The sequence below is a fragment of the Formivibrio sp. oc-25 genome (assembly GCF_055810895.1).
In genome coordinates this window covers 207,410-222,155 of sequence record NZ_JBVVOL010000001.1, presented here as the reverse complement: position 1 = coordinate 222,155, position 14,746 = coordinate 207,410, and the positions used below count along the sequence as shown (strand labels likewise).

The window sequence follows — 14,746 nt, the reverse complement described above, 5'->3', positions numbered from 1 at the left end:
CTCCTCAGCGAATCTGGTTGATCAGGGCAGCGCTGCTGATCACGATGCGCTGACCGCTCTTCAACCCCTGTGCCACCACCTGCGCGCCATCCACACTGCTGACCTGCACGGCAACAGGGCGGAAGATTTCTGCACGCTCATGCACCCAGACCACGTTCTCGTTGGCGCTGTTTTTCACGATCGCGGAAGTAGGCAGCGGCACACCGGTCAGGGTCTGGTCCGTCTGGGCAATGACCTTGACCGTCTGGCCCAATGCCAGCGGCATATCCGCGCCCTGTACCCGGAACAGCAGGGGAAGCGCACCTTCCCGCAGCGAGGCCGCACCGCCGAGGTAGACCAAGCGCGTCTTCGAACCAGCCAGTGAGGCCCCGCTCAGGCCCCGAACCAGCTGTGGATCGTAGGCCAGCGCTTCGATCATCATCCGGGCCGGATCAACGATCTCGAACAAGACCTCCCTCGCCTCGACCACCTGGCCATTGACCACATTGTTCGCGGCAATCACGCCACTCACCGGCGCACGCAAGGCTTCACGCGCGTTACCAGTGGCAAGCGCCTGGTAACGCCCCTGCAAGGCGGCAATTTCGGCCTCGGCCGCATCGATTTCCTTGCCCGGCACCGTTCCGGACAGGGATTTCAGCCGCACCAACTGTTTTTCCGCCAACTGAAGCCGGGCCTGCACTTCGCGCTGTTCGGCCTGCGCACTGGCGCGCTCCAGGCTGGAAATCGCCGGCTGCACATAGGCCAGCACATCGCCCTTGCGCACCTTGGCCCCGACATGCGGCAGCCCTCTCGCAGCGGATTCGATCCGACCGGACTGCATGGCCTGCACGCGCCCGCCTGAATCGGGGTCCATCACCACATGGCCGTTCAGCTCAAGCGTACGCGCAACGGTTTTTTCCTCTGCCAGCAAGGTCCGGATTTCGAGACGCCGTTGCACCGTTTTGGGTATGAACACCCGGCCATCCGGCAAGCGGTTCGGTTTGTCCGCCGTCACGATTTCGGCTGTCTGTGCCGCGCCATGGTCTTCATCGCCATGTGCCCAGGCGGATGCAATGGATAACAGCAGCAAACCGCCAATCAATAATTTCTTTTTCATGTAAGGAATTCCTTCAACGCGCGGGTTTGCGACGCAAGCGCACAAGGGCTACGCCAACCGCAGCCAGAATGCTTATCAGGCCGGCGAACCATGGCCAGCTGATGCGAAATGGCCAGGACTGAACCGCTGCATCCGGGGCAGGCGCCTGAACAAGCAAGGTGGTTTCGATCAGATCGGCCGCATCGCCTGCGGTCACGGTGAAGATCAGCGGGTAGGTTCCGGGGCGGGAAAACCGGGGGTCCTCCACGCGATAGGTACCGTGCTCCACGGGACTGGCGGTGGCTTTCCAGTCATCGCTTTCTACCTCCACGCTGGCACCGCCGACGGGCTGGTTGCTGGCGTAATCATCAAGATAGATAAGCAATTGTCCGTTTTGCGGGGAGACCACCAGCTCGAACAGTTCGGTATGCGCCTCGGCCCGTGGGCTGGCCGCGGTGACGGCAACGGGTTCGGCACTGGCGCCGTGATCCTCGTCACCATGGGCAAACACCCATGCCGGCAAGATCAGCAGCAAAAGAATGGGGCGAATCATGGCAGGACTCCCACAGCCTGGTGGTAACGGGAAACGGCACGAGAAGATTCGAGCCGGGCACGGGTGACGGACAATCTGGCGCTGGCCAGATCCGATTCGGCGCGCAGGCGGGCCGGCAAATCGAGCTGCCCGGCGCGGAAAGCCTTATCGACCCAGGCAAAGCTTTGTTCCGCGATCTGGAGGTTTTCCTGCTGGATCTCGACGGCCTGCCTGCTTTGCGCGAGTTCTGCCTGGGCGGTTGCAATGGCGGCAGCCTGTTTGCGCTGCATCTGCTCGAACAGCAGTTGCGCCTCGGCCAGTTCCGCATTGGCAGCAGTGATACGCGGCTGGTTGCGCGCTGCCGAGCCAAACGGAATTTTCAGGGAGAGCCTGGCAAGGTTCTGGTACGGCTCGCCATGCTGGCCGCGTTCACGCGTCAGGGTAAGGCCGATTTCCGGAGCATCACGCGTATCCTTGCCGGCCAGGCCCAATCGCGCCTGTGCCGCCACGGCAGCGGCGCCAAGACTGGTCAGGGCCGGATGGGCATCGAGTCCGTCGGCACTGACCTGCGTGAGGGTTTCAGGCTGATCGGGCACCGCCGCACCTTTTGCGAGCGCATTGAACTGCTGGCGGGAAATCTGCAGCGCTGTCTGCGCGCGCAGCGCTTCCAGCCGGGCCTGTGCCACGCTGGCGCGTGCCTGGTTCAGATCAAGCGGAGCCAGATCGCCCGAGGCAACCCGGCGCTGCACATCGCTTTCCAGTTGCCAGGATTCGCCAAGCTTGAGCTGTGCTGCTTCCAGCTCGGCTTCAGCCAATCGTACCTCCCACCACGCTTCGCGCAACTCGCCCGCGAGTTGCCAGCGCTCCAGCGCAAATCGCCCGATACCGGCTTCCTGCTCGCTGCGAGCCACGATTTGCGTCTGTTCGCGCTGACCCCACAACCAGAGCGGAAAGCTGATTTCAGCCTCCCATTCGCGAGCGCCTTGTCTGGCATCGATCTGATCGCTGCGACCAGACAGGCTCAGCGCGGGGGGATTGGGCAGCCATGCCTGGCTGGCTGCCATCTGTGCGTCGAATTGTGCGAGCCGGGCGGACTGTGCCTGATTTGACCAGGCATGATCGAGGGCCTCCCTGAGCGTGGCCGCAGACACGGGAGATGACACCCCCCATGCCATGACGGCCAGCCCCAGGCCAAGCCCCCTGAAAAACAGGGAAAACATGAAAACCTCACTGCAAAAATGAAAAAGGAAAGCGCGCGACAGCCACGCAATCCAGCGCAATGAGGCTTAGATCAATCAGGAAAATGAACGATGAGCATCAATCGCGCCGGATCAGGCGCGGGCTCTGGGAGGCTGCTCCGGGGGAGCGCGGGGATGATCATTCGGGAACATGGCATCAGTCACCGACCATCTGGATACACTCCAGACGACTTCGGGCTGCCTGTATTCATCCACGGGCACGCCATTGACTGAATTGCAGGATTTGCCGGTATCGGCATGCGCGGTATCCACAGCCTTGTGCACATGCAATTCCACGCCACCGAACCAGTCACGATGCTCATGGACAATATCGTGTCCGGCAGATTTGCTTGTCTGTGTCTGCGCCAGCGTTGCAGAAATATGCGCGACCGCTGCCATGCCGGCATGCAGCGGCAGCAGGCAGATCAGGATCACAAGGAAAAAACGGCGCAGGCAATTCATGGTGCCGTGATTCTAGCATGGCGATAAGAATCATTCGCACCATTCAACCAGATATCGATCACCGGTTCACCGCGATTGCTGTCTATTCAAACAACACCAGCGCCACCGCGCGCCTGCCCTCGCCCACCAGCGCATTGAAGGTGCGGCACAATGCGCCGACATCCATCACTTCCATGCCGATGCGCGCATCGGTCAGATCGCGGCTCAGGGCAGGATGCGGAAAGCGGATGCGGCTGCCGGTGGCCAGCAGCACCAGCTCGGGTTGCTGCGCCAGTACCAGGGAAAAATCCTCGCGCCGCAGATCATCGAACGCGGCTGGTCGCCAGTTGCCAACGGATTGCGCAGACACCAGCAAGCTGCCGTGGTAAGTCTCGCCGTTGATCTTCACCCAGTCTGCGCCATAGCCGCTGAACTGGTTGATCCCTGGGTATTTGTCTGCAACAAGCTTCATCGTGGTCTCGGTGTTTTTCGTTTCCCACATTTTACCGTGTTAAAACCACTGTTATCCCGCCAAATCCGGCTGATTGGTGGTTTTCTCGGCGCGATCTTTCGTTAGAATACGAGGTTCCCCTAACAAAACCGCGCCCGAGGCGCAGAGCGCATCATGGAATCCATGATTCACAAATCCCACAAACTTCACAACGTCTGCTACGACATTCGCGGCCCGGTGCTCGAACGCGCGAAGCAGATGGAAGAAGAAGGCCATCGCATCATCAAGCTCAACACCGGCAACCCCAAGGTGTTCGGCTTCGATGCGCCCGAAGAAATCACGCAGGACATGATCCGCAACATGGCGGACGCGGCGGCGTATGTGGATTCCAAGGGGATCTTCCCCGCGCGCAAGGCGGTGATGCACTACACGCAGGAAAAGAAGATCGCCGATGTCACGGTCGAGGACATCTACCTTGGCAACGGTGTTTCCGAGCTGATCGTGCTGGCGATGCAGGCGCTGCTCAACAATGGCGACGAAGTGCTGGTTCCGGCGCCGGATTACCCGCTGTGGACAGCGGCCGTGAACCTGGCCGGCGGCAAGGCACGCCATTACATCTGCGACGAAGCCAACGGCTGGCTGCCGGCGCTGGATGACATTCGCGCCAAGATCAGCGACAAGACCCGCGCACTGGTGGTGATCAACCCGAACAACCCGACTGGCGCGGTGTATCCGGTCGAAGTGCTGAAGGAACTGGTCGAGATCGCACGCCAGCACAAGCTGATCATCTATGCCGACGAAATTTACGACAAGATTCTGTACGACGGCACCACACATACCTCGATGGCATCGCTCGCGGACGACATCCTGTTCGTGACCTTCAACGGGCTGTCGAAGAACTACCGTGCCTGTGGCTACCGCGCCGGCTGGATGGTGGTATCGGGCAACAAGAAGGTCGCGCGCGACTATATCGAAGGGCTGAACCTGCTGTCGTCCATGCGCATGTGCTCGAACGTGCCGGCACAGTATGCGATCCAGACCGCGCTGGGCGGCTATCAGTCGATCAACGATCTGGTCAGGCCGGGCGGGCGGCTCACGCGCCAGCGCGATCTGGCCTGGAATGCGCTGACCAGCATGCCCGGCGTGACCTGCGTGAAGCCGCAAGGCACGCTCTACATGTTCCCGCGCTTTGATCCGAAGATGTACCCGATCAAGGATGACCAGCAGTTCGTGCTGGAATTGCTCGAAGAAGAGCGCGTATTGCTGGTGCAGGGTACCGGCTTCAACTGGGCACAACCCGATCATGTGCGCGTGGTCTTTTTGCCCAATACCGACGATCTGGACGAAGTGATGCAACGCATTGCCCGCTTCCTTGACCGCTATCGAAAACGTTACGCTTAACGCGCATCAAACAGGAAATTGAAATGATGAAACCCATCAATGTTGGCCTGTGTGGCACAGGAGTGGTTGGCGGCGGTACTGCCGTCGTATTGAAACGCAACGCCGAAGAAATCGCCCGCCGCGCTGGTCGCCCCATCGTGATCACCATGGCCGCCACCCGCGAACTCGGTCGTGCCCGCGAGCTGTGTGGCGCAGATGTTGTCATCACCGATAACGCCATGGATGTTGTCAACAATCCCGACATCGACATCGTGGTCGAATTGATCGGCGGCACCACCATCGCCAAGGAAATCGTCTTCAAGGCGATCGAGAACGGCAAGCACGTCGTCACCGCCAACAAGAAGCTGCTGGCCGAATATGGCAACGAGATCTTTGCAGCCGCCCAAGCCAAAGGCGTAACGGTAGCCTTCGAAGCCGCCGTCGCGGGTGGCATCCCGATCATCAAGGCGCTGCGCGAAGGCCTGACTGCCAACAAGATCGAATGGGTGGCCGGCATCATCAACGGCACCAGCAACTTCATCCTGACTGAAATGCGCGACAAGGGCCTGGCCTTTGCCGATGTATTGAAGGAAGCACAGCGCCTCGGCTATGCCGAAGCTGACCCGACCTTTGACATCGAAGGCCATGATGCCGCTCACAAACTCACCATCATGAGCGCGATTGCCTTCGGCATCCCGGTACAGTTCGACAAGGCCTATCTCGAAGGCATTTCCAAGCTCGATGCCCAGGATATCCAGTACGCACAGGAACTCGGCTACCGCATCAAGCTGCTCGGCATCACTCGCCGCAAGGAAGCTGGCATCGAGTTGCGCGTGCACCCGACGCTGATCCCGGCCAAGCGCCTGATTGCCAATGTTGATGGCGTGATGAACGCCGTGCTGGTCAAGGGCGATGCCGTCGGTGCGACCATGTACTACGGCGCCGGCGCCGGTGCCGAGCCGACCGCTTCTGCCGTGATCGCTGATCTGGTTGATGTCACCCGTCTGGCCACCGCCGACCCGGAAAACCGCGTACCACACTTGGCCTTCCAGCCGAGCAAGATCGCCAACCTGCCGATCCTGCCGATCGACGAAGTCGAGACCTGCTACTACCTGCGCATGAACACGCAGGACAAGCCGGGCGTGCTGGCCGACATCACCCGCATCTTTGCCGATGCCGGCATCTCGGTTGATTCGATGCTGCAAAAGCCGGCGGCGGACAACCGCGCCGACATCATCATCCTCACGCATGTGGCCGTGGAAAAGAACGTAAACAGCGCGCTGGCCAAGATCGAAGCACTCGATTCGGTCAACGGCAAGGTGGTGAAACTGCGCCTGGAACATCTGCAATAACGTACAACGTGTAGGTTGGGCTGAGCATCGCGAAGCCCAACATTGGATTTCCACCCCTGTTGGGCTTCATTGCATTTAGCCCAACCTGACAAATGTCAAAGAAATGAAATACATCTCCACCCGTGGCGGGATGCCGCCGAAGTCCTTCTGTGAAATCCTGCTGGGTGGCCTGGCGCCCGATGGCGGGCTGACGATTGCCGAATCGTATCCGCAGCTCAGCACCGCCGATCTCACTGAGATGGCCACACTCAACTACCGCGATCTCGCCTTCAAGGTGATCTCGCCTTTCGTCGACGACATCCCGGCCGCCGATCTGAAGGCGCTGATCGACAAGACCTACACCCCTGCCGTCTACTGCAACGGCCGCGCTGATTCCGATCTGGAAGCGATCACGCCGGTGCGTGAACTTGAACCGGGTCTCTTCATTCAGGAACTCTCGAACGGCCCGACGCTGGCGTTCAAGGATATGGCGATGCAGTTGCTCGGCAACCTGTTCGAGTACGTGCTGGCGCGTGAAGGCCGCGAAATCAACATCGTTGGCGCAACCTCTGGCGACACCGGCTCGGCCGCCGAATACGCCATGCGCGGCAAAAAGGGCGTGAATGTGTTCATGCTCTCGCCGCACGGCAAGATGAGCCCGTTCCAGCGCGCGCAGATGATGAGCCTGATGGACGCCAATATCTTCAATCTGGCGATCACCTCGATGTTCGACGATTGCCAGGACATCGTGAAAGCGATCAACAACGACGCCGAATTCAAAGCCAAGTACAAGGTCGGCGCGGTCAACTCGATCAACTGGGGCCGTGTGATCGCCCAGGTCGTGTACTACTTCAAGGGCTATTTTGCTGTCGCGAAGAAAGTCGGCGATCCGGTCGATTTCGTCGTGCCATCCGGCAACTTCGGCAATGTTTGCGCCGGGCATATCGCGCGCCAGATGGGCCTGCCGATCCGCCGTCTGGTGGTGGCAACCAACGAAAACGACGTGCTCGACGAGTTTTTCCGCACCGGCAGCTACCGTCCGCGCGGTCTCGCGGAAACCTTCGAGACCTCCAGCCCAAGCATGGACATCACCAAGGCCTCGAACCTGGAACGCTTCGTGTTCGATCTGGTCGGGCGCGATGGTGCCAAGCTCGCTGATCTCTGGAAGGCCGTCGACAAGGGTCCGGGCTTCCAGTTGTCCGAGGCTGACACGCAGCGCATGAGCGCTGAGTTCGGCTTTGTTTCGACCAGAAGCACGCATGCTGATCGGCTGGCCAGCATCCGCGAAGTGTTCGAGAAATACGGCGTGATGATCGACACACACACTGCCGATGGTTACAAGGGTGCCAAAGAAGTTCGCGAAGCCGGCGTGCCGGTGGTCATTCTGGAAACCGCCCTGCCGATCAAGTTTGAAGCCACCGTGCGCGAGGCGCTGGGCCGCGATCCGGATCGCCCGGTCAGCTTTGCCGGCCTGGAAGACAAACCGCAGCGCTGCGAAGTACTGCCGGCCGATGCCGAAGCCGTGAAAGCATTCATCCGCAAGCAGCTGGATTGATCCTCGCTACAGCCAAATACAACAAGGGCGGCCAACTGGCCGCCCTTGTTCATTTGTTAGGCTCTGTTGACATTTGATTAATTTTTACGCGGCTGGGGTATTTTGCTCCAGTACAAGGCATTTCCCAGGCCGCGGTACGGGTACCGCAAGTGGGAAATAACGCCGTAATGGAACAAAAGACCCAGCCGCCCGAAGGGCAAGTCCGCCAATCTTGCCAGATGCTTTGTCGCCAATGCTCGCAATACACCAGTATTGCTTGCGCCTGACTTCTCGCCCCAGCAAGTTGGCGGGCTTGCGTAAAAAACAATCAAACGTCAACAGAGCCTAATCTGGATTGGATTGCGGTTACGTCACTGCGCCATGCGCTGCAAATTGTCGATAACCGACATGCTGGCTTTTTCCATCGCTTCGACATGGCGCAGCATCGCCACCATATCGCCTTGCTGGCGCGCTTCCAGCGCGGCAATGCCGTAACGGTGCACATCGGTATGCGGAACTTCCATTTCACGGAAACCCTGATGCTGACTGAAATGCTGCCGGCCCTCGCCCTCGTAGTACCACTTGCCCAGCCGGCAATCCTTGTGCGATGGCACCTGGTCCGCGCGCATGGCTTGCAAGCCGAACAGTGCCAGGTAAATGCGGAACTTGAACACCAGATGGTCGACCTTGGCCACCTCGATGAAGCTCTTGAGCGCGCCGCCGCTGATCACACGCTCCATCTTGCGTGACAGATCCATCAGCAATTGCATTTCTTCCGTGGCCTTGCTGCCGCGCGTACTGAAATCGTCGGCGGTTCGCGAGAGCAGCTCCATCGCTTCCTTGGCCGATGACGATGTACCGCGGATGCTGCCCACCAGTCGATCGATATCCTTGGTGGCATTGGCCGTGCGCTCGGCCAGCTTGCGTACTTCATCTGCCACCACGGCAAAACCACGCCCGGCCTCGCCGGCACGCGCGGCTTCGATGGCGGCATTGAGCGCCAGCAGGTTGGTCTGCTCGGCAATTTCATGAATCAGTTGCACGATGGAACCGATTTCACCGGCCTGCTGCGCCAGCGTATCGACTTCCCTCGCGGTAACTGATGAGCTTTCCGCCAACACATGCAGGCTGGAGGCAATCTCCGTGGTGGTTTGCCCACTGGCAATCGAAACCTCCGCAGCCCTGACTGCCTGAACTTTTTCTTCATTGAGCAAGCACGCCATCTGGCCCAGGCTGCCCTGTGACTCTTCCAGCGTCTGGCTGAATAGCGCCAGGTTGCGCAATACCGCGCGCAGGTTGTCGCATTCCGTATCTTTCTGTGTCGCCAATTGTTGTTGACGATCCAGCTCGGCCCGCACGGCTGCCAGCTCGCTGGCCTGCACCTGCTCTTTTTCCCTGGCCGCTGCCAATTCATTTTCGAGCGCAAGCAAGCGCTTTCTGGTTTTCCCGAACATGTGTCCCCCTTGATTTTATGGATATGTATTGAACTACCAGCGCATGGTTTTCCGGACACCAGCGCCGCAAGAGATTATCCGGTTCCCGACATTTGTACGAGACTGCGATGCGCGCAACCCACAAAAAAACGCGAGCCCAAAGACTCGCGTTGCTTCGATCAAGCCATCCGGTCAGTGGCTACAGCCGCAGCCACCGCCATCATGGCCTTTGCCGCCACAACATTCATGATCCTCGTCGTGCGCATGACCATGGCCTTCGCCACCGCAGCCACAACCGCCGTCACCATGGCCACCACAGCACTCGTGATCGTCATCATGCGCATGGTGGTGTCCGCCGCAACAACCGCCACCGGCCAGCAGTTCTTCCACCTCGCCGGCCTGCAGGGCCTGCAGGGCCTGGGCTACGGTTTCAGCTTCGGTGGCAAACACCTGGATGCCTTGCGCTGAAAATGCGCGCAGGACTTGCGGATGCATGTCCGCACACAAGACAGCATCGATGGCAATCGGCTCCTCGTCCGCCTCTTGCTCGGTCTCGCCATCACGCGAGAACGTGCGATGCTCGCCGCTGGCCAGGTTGTAGATCAGGATATGTTCAGCAGCCGTGAAATCCGGTTGCAACAGGGCATCCAGCCCCTGGGGGCCGGTAACGGGTATGCAGATCTTCATGAATTGTCCTTGGTAAGCGTGAACTTGGGCTGGCAGTCTTCTATCGTTTCATCAGCCGGGCCGATACGCAGCGCCTTGCCGTTGAGCAGGGCATCGGCCAGCTTGCGGTGGGCACTGTTGAGAATATTGCCGATGGTCTGGCGGGATACGCCCATTTTCTCGGCAGCCTCAACCTGATACAGGCCATCCAGATCCGCCAGCCGTATGGCTTCAAGCTCATCGAGCCCCAGCACGATCTCTTCCAGATCACGTAGCGGGATGCCAATCGGCTTGAAATAGCGAGCGGCCGGCGTGCTGCTGATGCGGCGACATTTGATCGGGCGCGCCATGGAAGACTCCTTGATTGATAAACGCATTACCGCGCAAAGGCGGCATTATAGGGCAGCAATTGTCGTGCCATCATCAGGTCAAACCAGAATGCATTTGGCATGCGGCACAGTGCATCTCATGGCGGCATCCCCTACAATCCGGACTCGTCTTTTCATCGACCCGCATCGAGGAATTATTGCATGTACGCACTTGCCATCATCCGTTTTCGCAAACCACTGGAACAAGTCCTGCCTGTCGTGGATGCCCACCGCGCCTATCTTGGCTCTTTGAAGGAAAAGGGGCTGCTGCTTGCCTCCGGCCCGCTGGACCCTCGCAATGGCGGCGCGTTGCTGCTGCGCGTACCCGACGATGCCGTGGACAGCACGTTGGATGCGGTACGCGACAATGATCCTTATGTGCTGAACAACGTCGCGCAGTATGAACTGCTGCCGTGGAATCCGGTACTGGGCAAAGACGGGCTGGATCAGCTCTGATCAATGCCAAACCGGCAACGGCTGTCACGTTGTATGGGCGCTGACAGCCGTTTTGCTACTGAGAGCGGATTTATCAGGATTTCGATGCTCCGTCGGTATCCGGACACTCACAGGCATCCTGACAAGTATTCGGCCCGTTGACCACAAACCCCTCCTCGTTTTCCTTGCGCACATAATCGATCTCCAGCCCTTCGCAGTAGACGAGATGGCTGGTCTGCACAATCAGGCGCAAGCCTTCCATGCTGAAAGTCACTTCGCTGTCAGCCAGCTCATCGGCAAACTCCAGCCAGTAGGACATGCCGGAACAGCCGGAAAGACTGACACACAAGCGCACACCGATCCCCCTGCCGCGCGCGCGCAGTGCTGCCAAGGCAGCGCCAATTGCCGCCGGTGTCATCCGAATACCCATGCTCTCTCCATTTTACCGATACCGGAATACCGGCTTATTTGTAGCATATGCTATTATAATGGCAAGCATAAGCCAATAAAAACACTCAACCCAATCATGCAAATCTGCTTTTCCATCCTCGATGCCGACAGCGAAATCCTGCAGATGCCCAATCATTTTGGCGAATCCGCGCATTTCCTGCTGATCGACAGCACAAGCGGCGAAACCAGTATCCACCCTGCCAGCGACCTGCCATGCCGTGGTCCCTGTCGCTGCTACACCCCGGCCCGACAAAAACAAACATTTGGCGCCGTAATCTGTCGCGCCATCGGCCACCTCGAACTGCGGTACTGGCAAAGCCAGGGCATCCCGGTCTACCTGACTCAGGAAAGCTCACCGTTCGCCGCCCTGCAACACTGGCGGGAAAACCAGCTGCAGCCCGCTCGGCGCAGCATCTGCTTCAAGGGCCGGCGCAAGTCGGCCCAAACATCAATTGAAGCGCGACACATTGTACCGGCTCATGCCGACACCACACACATCAGCCAATCATCAGCCAGGATCAGCCCCTGATTTTTTGCCAGCGCCTGTCAACCATACCGGTGGCAGCGGCGTTATTCGCGCAGATACCTGCCGCACATCCACCGCTAATCGGACCAAACTGGGTTTATCCAGTTATTTTTCGACCAAACAATATACATATATACGTAATGTAATAAATGAAAATGAAACCGATTACCCTCAAGGAGCCAATCATGAACAAGCTGCTCGTCATTGCCGCGTTGTCTTTCACCTGCGCGACCAGTTTTGCCGCCGACCCGTTCACGGATGCCGCCCAAAAAGCCTACGCCCCCTACCGCGCTGCGCTATTCAAGACCAACAGCAATTCGCAGGCAGAAGCACAACAAGCCATGCAGCAGGCACAGCAAGGCTGGATTCAAATCGTCGGCCAGTTTTCCGCAAAGGCGCCGGCCCCCTATGACCGTGATGCGGGCTTTGCAGCCACGCTGAACGAGGTGGCCAAGGTTTACGAACAGGCAGCAACAGAGGTCAGCAAGGGCCAGTTGACCGCGGCGCACGAAACGCTGGAAAAGGTGCGCGATCTTTTGGCCGACCTGCGGCACCGCAACCAGGTGATTGTCTACAGTGACCACATGAATGCCTATCACGCCGAGATGGAGCACCTGCTCAACAACGGCGAAGCCTTGCTGGCCCAGCCCAACGGCATGCAAAAAATGACGGCCCAGGTCGGCGTACTCGCTTACCTGAGCGAGAAACTCACGAGTGAAGCCCCGGCCGAGTACCTCAAGAACGAAGAATTCACGGCATTGGCCAAGGCACAGAAGCAATCGGTCGACGATCTGCAAACCGCGCTGCTGGCCCAGGATGCCACGCGGGTGAAGGAAGCCATCGGGAAACTGAAAGGCCCGTATTCCCGGATGTTTCTCAAATTTGGCTAATCCGCCGAGCAATACAGAAAACCACTACGTATAACGAAAACAAATACCCAGAGGAGTGCGCATCATGCCGCTGATCGAGGCGAAAGCCGTTACCAAGAATTACCGCATGGGGGATGTCGATATCCCCGCGCTGAAAGGCGTGGATTTCAGCATCAGCGAAGGCGCCTTTGCCGCCTTTGTCGGGCCTTCGGGCAGCGGGAAATCCACCATCCTGAACCTGCTTGGCTGCCTGGACCACCCGACCAGCGGCGAGCTGCGCGTGTATGACACCGATATTTCCAGACTCAGCCGCTCTGAGGCGGCGGCATTTCGCGGCGAGCATCTGGGCTTCATCTTCCAGGATTTCAATCTGGTGCCTGTGCTCACCGCGTATGAAAACGTCGAATACCCGCTCTTGATGCTGCAGGGCTGGCCGGCGGAAAAACGCCGCGAACGTGTGACGGCCATGCTGGAAGCCGTAGGCATGAAAGAGCAGATGCACAAGCGCCCGGATCAGATGTCGGGCGGGCAGAAGCAGCGCGTGGCGGTGGCGCGCGCACTGGTCGCCTCGCCCAAACTGGTGCTGGCCGACGAACCGACTGCCAACCTCGACCACGACACCGCCTACCGCATCCTCGACCTGATGAAGAAGATGCGCGACGAGCTCGGCACCACCTTCATCTTCTCCACGCATGATCCGAAAATCATGCAGGAAGCCGAAATCACCTTCACGCTCGAAGACGGCAAGCTGGCTGCGCAAGGAGTGCAATCATGATCTCGATCCTCAAGCTCTCCGCACGCAACCTGATGCGCTATCGCCGCCGTACCCTGCTGACCGCATTGCTGATCATGTTCGGCGTGGTGGCGCTGCTGCTGTTCGTTTCCGCCGCGACTTCGTTCAAGCAATACATGGTCGGCAACATTACCGACAGCATGCTCGCGCACCTGCAGGTGCACAAGAAAGGCTATACCGCCGCCATCGAAAACCTGCCGCTGACGCAAAACCTGCAAAGCGGGGCGATTGCCAAGATCGAGGACGTGCTCAAGGCCGAACCGAGTGTCACCGCCTACTCCAAGCGCATCAAGCTCGGCGCGATGTTCAGCAACTTCACCGAGAACACCAGCATCCGGCTCAACGGCATCGATCCGGTCACCGAGGATGCCACCGTGCCGGCGCTGCGCAGCCGTATCTCCGAAGGCAAGAAGGATGGCGCACTGGTCGAGCCTGGCCACATCCTGGTGCCGGTGCTGCTGGCACGCGGCATGAAGGTGAAAGTGGGCGATACCGTGGTGCTGGTCGCCACCAACGCCGCAGGCTCGGTCAACGGCAAGAATTTCGTCGTCAGCGGCATCCTGGAACAGGTCACCGGGCCGGGCGGGCGCGATGGTTATATCCACGAAGCGGACGCGCGCGAACTCTTGCGCATGGAAAAGCCGGAAGTCATGGAAATCGCCGTGCGCCTGAAAAATCTCGATCTGATGCCTGAAGTACAGGAGCGGCTGGCCACCACGCTGGGCGAAATCAAGAACAAGGAAGACAAGCCGGTCACCGAACTGCATACCTGGGAGCAACTCTCGCCGTTTGCCACCATCGTCAAGATGATCGACCTGATGACGCTGTTCATCCGCATCATGCTGGTTTCGATCGTACTGGTCAGCGTACTGAACGTGATGCTGATGGCAGTCTACGAGCGCATCCGCGAAATCGGCACGCTGTCGGCCATCGGCACCCAGCCGGGCAAGATCATGGCTATGTTCATGGGTGAAGGGCTGCTGCTGGGCCTGGTCGGCGCCATCGCCGGCATTGCCATCAGCTACGGCCTGACCCTGATCCTGCACACCTGGCCAGTCTCGTTTGCCTACGGGCGCGATTTCGTGGTGCTCAAGCCGGTGCTCTCTGCCGTGGAGGTGGGCTGGGTGCTGATCGCCGCCATGCTGGTATCGGCACTGGCCAGCCTGCAACCCGCCTGGCGTGCCGCGCGCATGGATCCGATTCAGGCACTTCGCCACGTTTGAA

General features: G+C 59.3%; 17 protein-coding genes and 1 pseudogene. 8 read left to right on the top strand and 10 right to left on the bottom strand.

From position 1 onward, the window contains the following. Nucleotides 1–4: 4 nt before the first annotated feature. From AC0KVQ_RS01185 to AC0KVQ_RS01165, 5 genes are all read right to left on the bottom strand, one after another. Nucleotides 5–1,096 (bottom strand): efflux RND transporter periplasmic adaptor subunit, encoded by a 1,092-nt coding sequence (locus tag AC0KVQ_RS01185; protein WP_473419265.1) that lies wholly within the window; start codon nucleotides 1,094–1,096, stop codon nucleotides 5–7. A 13-nt stretch (nucleotides 1,097–1,109) separates the two neighbouring features. Beyond that, nucleotides 1,110–1,628, bottom strand: coding sequence for a hypothetical protein (locus AC0KVQ_RS01180; protein WP_473419264.1), 519 nt, complete (start codon nucleotides 1,626–1,628; stop codon nucleotides 1,110–1,112). Further along, nucleotides 1,625–2,827, bottom strand: a complete 1,203-nt coding sequence (locus AC0KVQ_RS01175) for a TolC family protein (protein ID WP_473419263.1) — start codon at nucleotides 2,825–2,827, stop codon at nucleotides 1,625–1,627. Before AC0KVQ_RS01175 ends, AC0KVQ_RS01180 begins: the two co-directional genes overlap by 4 nt. Before the next feature lie 111 nt (nucleotides 2,828–2,938). After that, on the bottom strand, nucleotides 2,939–3,307 hold the full coding sequence (locus tag AC0KVQ_RS01170) for a hypothetical protein (RefSeq protein ID WP_473419262.1): 369 nt from the start codon (nucleotides 3,305–3,307) through the stop codon (nucleotides 2,939–2,941). 82 nt (nucleotides 3,308–3,389) lie between these two features. Further along, a complete protein-coding gene (locus tag AC0KVQ_RS01165) occupies nucleotides 3,390–3,758 on the bottom strand; it encodes an Mth938-like domain-containing protein (protein WP_473419261.1) in 369 nt (122 codons plus the stop codon). 153 nt (nucleotides 3,759–3,911) lie between these two features. Here AC0KVQ_RS01165 and AC0KVQ_RS01160 point away from each other — a divergent pair, with 153 nt between their 5' ends. The 3 genes from AC0KVQ_RS01160 (at nucleotide 3,912) to thrC (ending at nucleotide 8,003) form a co-directional block, all read left to right on the top strand. Continuing rightward, on the top strand, nucleotides 3,912–5,138 hold the full coding sequence (locus AC0KVQ_RS01160; RefSeq protein ID WP_473419260.1) for a pyridoxal phosphate-dependent aminotransferase: 1,227 nt from the start codon (nucleotides 3,912–3,914) through the stop codon (nucleotides 5,136–5,138). Nucleotides 5,139–5,164: 26 nt separating this feature from the next. After that, nucleotides 5,165–6,469, top strand: coding sequence for a homoserine dehydrogenase (locus AC0KVQ_RS01155; protein ID WP_473419318.1), 1,305 nt, complete (start codon nucleotides 5,165–5,167; stop codon nucleotides 6,467–6,469). A gap of 103 nt (nucleotides 6,470–6,572) precedes the next feature. Then, nucleotides 6,573–8,003 carry a threonine synthase gene (thrC, locus tag AC0KVQ_RS01150; RefSeq protein ID WP_473419259.1) on the top strand — a complete coding sequence of 477 codons (1,431 nt, stop codon included), beginning with the start codon at nucleotides 6,573–6,575 and terminating at the stop codon, nucleotides 8,001–8,003. A gap of 350 nt (nucleotides 8,004–8,353) precedes the next feature. Here the strand turns inward: thrC and AC0KVQ_RS01145 are convergent, their stop codons facing one another. The 4 genes and pseudogenes from AC0KVQ_RS01145 to AC0KVQ_RS01130 all read right to left on the bottom strand — a co-directional run bounded on the left by AC0KVQ_RS01145 (nucleotide 8,354) and on the right by AC0KVQ_RS01130 (nucleotide 10,431). Further along, complete coding sequence (locus tag AC0KVQ_RS01145; protein ID WP_473419317.1) at nucleotides 8,354–8,722, bottom strand: CZB domain-containing protein; 369 nt, start codon at nucleotides 8,720–8,722, stop codon at nucleotides 8,354–8,356. 51 nt (nucleotides 8,723–8,773) lie between these two features. Next, a pseudogene (locus AC0KVQ_RS01140) lies at nucleotides 8,774–9,019 on the bottom strand (methyl-accepting chemotaxis protein); the annotation flags it as partial. A 588-nt stretch (nucleotides 9,020–9,607) separates the two neighbouring features. Beyond that, nucleotides 9,608–10,102 (bottom strand): NifB/NifX family molybdenum-iron cluster-binding protein, encoded by a 495-nt coding sequence (locus AC0KVQ_RS01135; RefSeq protein ID WP_473419258.1) that lies wholly within the window; start codon nucleotides 10,100–10,102, stop codon nucleotides 9,608–9,610. Continuing rightward, nucleotides 10,099–10,431, bottom strand: a complete 333-nt coding sequence (locus tag AC0KVQ_RS01130; RefSeq protein WP_473419257.1) for a DUF134 domain-containing protein — start codon at nucleotides 10,429–10,431, stop codon at nucleotides 10,099–10,101. Before AC0KVQ_RS01130 ends, AC0KVQ_RS01135 begins: the two co-directional genes overlap by 4 nt. A gap of 180 nt (nucleotides 10,432–10,611) precedes the next feature. Here AC0KVQ_RS01130 and AC0KVQ_RS01125 point away from each other — a divergent pair, with 180 nt between their 5' ends. After that, nucleotides 10,612–10,905: a YciI family protein gene (locus AC0KVQ_RS01125; RefSeq protein ID WP_473419256.1), complete on the top strand. Its 294-nt coding sequence runs from the start codon at nucleotides 10,612–10,614 to the stop codon at nucleotides 10,903–10,905. 73 nt (nucleotides 10,906–10,978) lie between these two features. Here the strand turns inward: AC0KVQ_RS01125 and AC0KVQ_RS01120 are convergent, their stop codons facing one another. Then, a complete protein-coding gene (locus AC0KVQ_RS01120) occupies nucleotides 10,979–11,314 on the bottom strand; it encodes a HesB/IscA family protein (protein WP_473419255.1) in 336 nt (111 codons plus the stop codon). Nucleotides 11,315–11,410: 96 nt separating this feature from the next. Between AC0KVQ_RS01120 and AC0KVQ_RS01115 the strand changes: the two genes are divergently transcribed. From AC0KVQ_RS01115 to AC0KVQ_RS01100, 4 genes are all read left to right on the top strand, one after another. Next, a complete protein-coding gene (locus AC0KVQ_RS01115) occupies nucleotides 11,411–11,863 on the top strand; it encodes a NifB/NifX family molybdenum-iron cluster-binding protein (RefSeq protein WP_473419254.1) in 453 nt (150 codons plus the stop codon). Between the two features lie 182 nt (nucleotides 11,864–12,045). Then, entirely contained in the window at nucleotides 12,046–12,750 is a 705-nt protein-coding gene (locus AC0KVQ_RS01110) for a hypothetical protein (protein ID WP_473419253.1), read from the top strand. 64 nt (nucleotides 12,751–12,814) lie between these two features. After that, nucleotides 12,815–13,504 (top strand): ABC transporter ATP-binding protein, encoded by a 690-nt coding sequence (locus AC0KVQ_RS01105; RefSeq protein ID WP_473419252.1) that lies wholly within the window; start codon nucleotides 12,815–12,817, stop codon nucleotides 13,502–13,504. Beyond that, a complete protein-coding gene (locus AC0KVQ_RS01100) occupies nucleotides 13,501–14,745 on the top strand; it encodes an ABC transporter permease (protein ID WP_473419251.1) in 1,245 nt (414 codons plus the stop codon). Before AC0KVQ_RS01105 ends, AC0KVQ_RS01100 begins: the two co-directional genes overlap by 4 nt. Nucleotide 14,746 lies beyond the last annotated feature (1 nt).